This is a genomic window from Aphanizomenon sp. UHCC 0183 (genome assembly GCF_009712065.1).
Lineage (GTDB): Bacteria > Cyanobacteriota > Cyanobacteriia > Cyanobacteriales > Nostocaceae > Dolichospermum > Dolichospermum heterosporum.
In genome coordinates this window covers 6,947-11,103 of record NZ_VILC01000129.1, presented here as the reverse complement: position 1 = coordinate 11,103, position 4,157 = coordinate 6,947, and the positions used below count along the sequence as shown (strand labels likewise).

At 35.3% G+C, this 4,157-nt stretch carries 8 protein-coding genes; all 8 read left to right on the top strand.

Annotation, left to right across the window (positions count from 1 at the left end; genetic code table 11):
- The first annotated feature begins 720 nt into the window (after positions 1-720).
- Positions 721-1,107 (top strand): prevent-host-death family protein, encoded by a 387-nt coding sequence (locus tag FJR37_RS24315; RefSeq protein WP_196803219.1) that lies wholly within the window; start codon positions 721-723, stop codon positions 1,105-1,107.
- On the top strand, positions 1,088-1,975 hold the full coding sequence (locus FJR37_RS24310) for a hypothetical protein (RefSeq protein ID WP_168467349.1): 888 nt from the start codon (positions 1,088-1,090) through the stop codon (positions 1,973-1,975). Before FJR37_RS24315 ends, FJR37_RS24310 begins: the two co-directional genes overlap by 20 nt.
- Positions 1,953-2,456 (top strand): hypothetical protein, encoded by a 504-nt coding sequence (locus tag FJR37_RS24305; RefSeq protein ID WP_168467348.1) that lies wholly within the window; start codon positions 1,953-1,955, stop codon positions 2,454-2,456. Before FJR37_RS24310 ends, FJR37_RS24305 begins: the two co-directional genes overlap by 23 nt.
- Positions 2,453-2,662 (top strand): hypothetical protein, encoded by a 210-nt coding sequence (locus FJR37_RS24300; protein WP_039202175.1) that lies wholly within the window; start codon positions 2,453-2,455, stop codon positions 2,660-2,662. Before FJR37_RS24305 ends, FJR37_RS24300 begins: the two co-directional genes overlap by 4 nt.
- Positions 2,663-3,076, top strand: coding sequence for an HNH endonuclease (locus FJR37_RS24295; RefSeq protein WP_039202176.1), 414 nt, complete (start codon positions 2,663-2,665; stop codon positions 3,074-3,076).
- A gap of 106 nt (positions 3,077-3,182) precedes the next feature.
- A complete protein-coding gene (locus FJR37_RS24290) occupies positions 3,183-3,437 on the top strand; it encodes a hypothetical protein (protein WP_039202177.1) in 255 nt (84 codons plus the stop codon).
- Positions 3,427-3,804: a type II toxin-antitoxin system RelE/ParE family toxin gene (locus tag FJR37_RS24285; RefSeq protein ID WP_039202178.1), complete on the top strand. Its 378-nt coding sequence runs from the start codon at positions 3,427-3,429 to the stop codon at positions 3,802-3,804. Before FJR37_RS24290 ends, FJR37_RS24285 begins: the two co-directional genes overlap by 11 nt.
- Before the next feature lie 5 nt (positions 3,805-3,809).
- Positions 3,810-4,046 carry a DUF4926 domain-containing protein gene (locus FJR37_RS24280; protein ID WP_039202179.1) on the top strand — a complete coding sequence of 79 codons (237 nt, stop codon included), beginning with the start codon at positions 3,810-3,812 and terminating at the stop codon, positions 4,044-4,046.
- Positions 4,047-4,157: the final 111 nt, after the last annotated feature.

Genomic DNA, 4,157 nt, shown 5'->3' with positions numbered 1-4,157 from the left:
CAGATTGAAGTTCCTTAACTAGATTAGCTATTTCTGTTTCAGTATTAGCAACAAGAAAAATGCTTTACCCATTGGACGGATATAAACATCAAGTGTTGCTTTACTTACGTCAATGCCTACCCATTGAGAGATATTTTCCATTTTTAACTCTCCACTTTCAATTACTTCTTTTTAATTTGTTTTGTTTTTTATTCATCCCCTTGATTTCACTCATCCTTGCACGATACGGGCTATATTATCTATGTCTTTGTCCATAGTTTTACCCCAGGCGACTGTTCGAGTTCTGTCATGGAGATTGTTGTGGTGATCCTTGCTACGATGCGGTCTTTTCTGACCCAGGTTGGGACGGTCTACCACTTCCTCTAACATACCTCTAAGATACAAGGTTGGGTTGAAGAACGAAACCCAACAACGCTTATTGGTATCTTGTGGTTAATTTTCGGTTTCACTTCGTTCTATCCAACCTACGGGAGCATAGGTAGAGAAAATGCCAAATAGTTTAGAACTGAAACTACTTCTATACAAGCTTTTTAGCTATAAATTGTAAAACAATAACAAAACTACTTAAAATACATATTGACAACTTTTGCTAGATAAAGCTATATTGTCTGATATACAAATTTAGTCAAACGATGAATAATATGTTTGTACTATTGCATTGAGAGGAAAAAGCACGTGAGTTCTTTTAAGCAGCTCCCACTATCAGACCTTAGAGAGAGCTTGCCAAAGTTCAAGCGTCAAGTTCAGTTAGGGATGAAGAGAATTGCTGCTACCTATTATGGTCAAGTAGTTGCATTCTTAGTTCCTTTAAAGGATTTAGAACAAGCTGAAAAAGATGGCGCTATTAGTAAAAGTGAAGAAATGTCTTTATCAGATTTCCGACTACATCTAACGGAATGTTGGGAACGCTTACAAATGGATGTTGATTGTATTTATGTGACATATCATACGCGCAGAGCAGTTGCTTTTGTTAGCCCTCGTCTCACAAATTATCTTTCAATTCCAATTTCAGAAGTTGCTCATAAGCTTCTTGCCATAGATAGCGGTCTTATTCAAGTAGAAAGTTTACTCAAGGAAGAAATAATTCATGTTCAACATCAAAGCTGATTCGGAATTACAAAAACAGCTAAATAACCTACAAAAGTATTATCCTCCTGAAGTTCGTTTAGAGATCAATCACTTTATAGACATTCTCAAAAGAGATGGTCAATTTAGCAAAACAGATTTTTATGATGTTAATACGCATAAAATTTCTGGTTTATCTTGTAATTTGTTTTACAGATCCAACTTTGCAAATAAAGAGGTTTTAATAATTGCTATCAAACTGAAGCCAGCAGACATATTTAGACAGAGATTTAACATTCAGGATGAATGGGATGATAAGGATGTTATAGAATCTATTCCCCAGTACGATAAACCAGAAAAAATCGTTAAAGCTATCGAATTAATTCATCAAGGCATTCAAGATTCCTATGAATTAGGTTATCAATTAGGACATAGAGGTAAAGAAAAGAGATATATCTCTCGACATGGACAGTATGCAAAACACACTCTTGAGCAGCTTAAATTGATTACAAAGACACGCAAAGGCAACAAATGGATATTAGAAATTACAGAACAAGGAAGACGAATTGCTGAAGGAATTAATGATGATTTAAAACGAAGATTACTGTATGAAGCCATGTTACATTATCCTCCTGTTTGGCGAATTATTGTTGCTGTTTCAGAAATTGATAGTCAACTAAATGAGGACTTGATACTCAATGATGAGCTAGTTAAAAATTTAGTTTTTCCAGAAATATTAAGAGGTGCTGATACAAGTAATCGTCGTTCGCAAACATTAAAGAACTGGATTAAAAGTATTTCTATCTTTTTTGGAATGCCTATTCGTCTTCACAATCGCGGTATGCAGCTTACTATTCCAATGCTATATGCTGAAAATGGGTATAACAATGAAAACACAGAGGAAGACTAGAACATATGATTTTAAGAGCCAAGAGTTCATAGGCAAGAATGGTGAAAATATTCTTGATAAATGGCTTGGCTCTATTTATAGAATTTTAGATGTTTCCAGCATTAAAAAGTATCAAAAATCTGGAATAGACAGAATCTTGATGCGGCCAGATGGAAGCACTGTCAGCGTTGAATATAAATTTGACTTAGCTTCATCTAGAACAGGCAATTTATTTTTTGAAACTGTCTCTGTAGATAATAAAAATATTTCTGGTTGGGGATGGCTATCACAGGCTGAATACTGGATATTTTTACTACCAACGATGGAAGTATTAGTAGTTGAACCTGGAAAAATGAGAAATATGATTTGGTGTCATCGTTGGGAACTCCAAGAAAAGGAAATTCAGAACGTAGGCTACAAAACTTTAGGAATTCCTATTCCTTTATCTAAAGTGAGAGAAATTGCTTACTACACTGTTCAATTAGAGGAAAATTTTATATGAATGAAGTAATTGAGATACCCGTTAGTTTGACTTATTTTCAACTTCCTGAAGCTGTGCAAGCGCGGTTAAAATTTTTATTAGATCGTCAAGATGCTGGTGAAGAATTGACTTTAGCCGAAAGAAATGAAGCTGAAGGTTTAGTTGATTTGGCGGAATTTTTATCTTTGCTTTCCTTACGTTCTCAGCGTATCATGCGGGCGGTATAAATGGGGAAAATTCCAAGTTCGCTACGTCAATTAGTTATCCAGCGTGCAAAAGATAGGTGTGAATATTGTTGTTTGTCTCAAGCGGGACAAGCTGCAACATTTCACATAGATCATATTATTCCGGTTGTGGCTGGTGGTGCAACAACATCTGATAATTTAGCTCTTGCTTGTGTGTCATGCTCACTGCGTAAATCTGCTAGACAAACAGTAAAAGATCCAGAAACAAAAAAAGAAGTATCTATTTTTAATCCTCGTCAACAAGTATGGCCAGAAAACTTTCGCTGGGATGATGTGAGAGTGGTAGGATTAACAGCTACAGGAAGAGGAACTGTTGAAGCATTAAAAATGAATCGTCCCATGATGTTAGCAATTCGCGGAGAAGAGGAATTACTTGGCCGTCATCCACCATTTTAAGCCCCTTGGGTTCAGTTGAGAAAACCCAACATTACACATTGGTATTTTGGAGTTAATTTTTTGTTTTTGCCGGTTTACAATATATAAAGTCACCCACAATAGACTTATGACACTAACCCTTAACCTACCACCAGAATTAGAACAGTATTTAATACAGGAAGCACAACAGCAAGGACTTTCTGTGGAAACTTATACATTACAATTACTACAAAAATCTATTTTCCAATTAGAGAAAAATTCATCTCTTGAAGAAACACCCACAGAAATTGTCATTGAAGGTATTCATCAGGGAATAAAAGAAGCATTAAGTGGACAAACTATACCCCTTTCACAAATGTGGGAAGGAATAGATGCAGAATAATAATGAACCACTACTAATTGAAATTGCTCTTACTCCTCGTTTTCAAAGGGATTTAAGAGAACTGGCTAAACGCTATCGTTCAATTCGTAGTGATGTTCAACCTTTAATTGATCAACTACAAGCAGGTGAAATTCCTGGAGATAGAATTGCGGGAATTAAATATCAAGTTTTCAAAGTTCGTATTAAAAATAGTAACATTCAAAAAGGAAAAAGTGGAGGATATAGGGTGATTTATTATCTGAAAAATGCTCAAGGAATTATACTCACTACAATTTATTCTAAATCTGATCTGACAGATGTGAGTAATGAAATAATTGAACAAGCAATAGCTCAATATGAAGAAGGAAAGACAATTCTAGATGACTAAAAAGTATGCCCCAATTACTAGACGTAGTAGCATTAACAGTGGATTTACCTGAATATAACTTGTTACGTGGTCAAGTTGGTACAATAGTTGAATTATTAGCCGATGGTACTGTATTTGAAGTAGAATTTAGCGATAGTAATGGACAAACCTATGAATCTGTTGGTTTACGTCCAGAGCAAATTATGGTGTTACATTTTGAGCCAACATCCCCCAATTTAGTACCGGAAATGGTTACTGCCTAAGAGAAATCCACAAAAAAGATGATCCTAGTGCTTACGCATTGACAAAGTTTTCTAAATATGTAATGTGGATTTTATCTCTTGTAGGGTGCGTCAGACCCAATAATTTGGTAA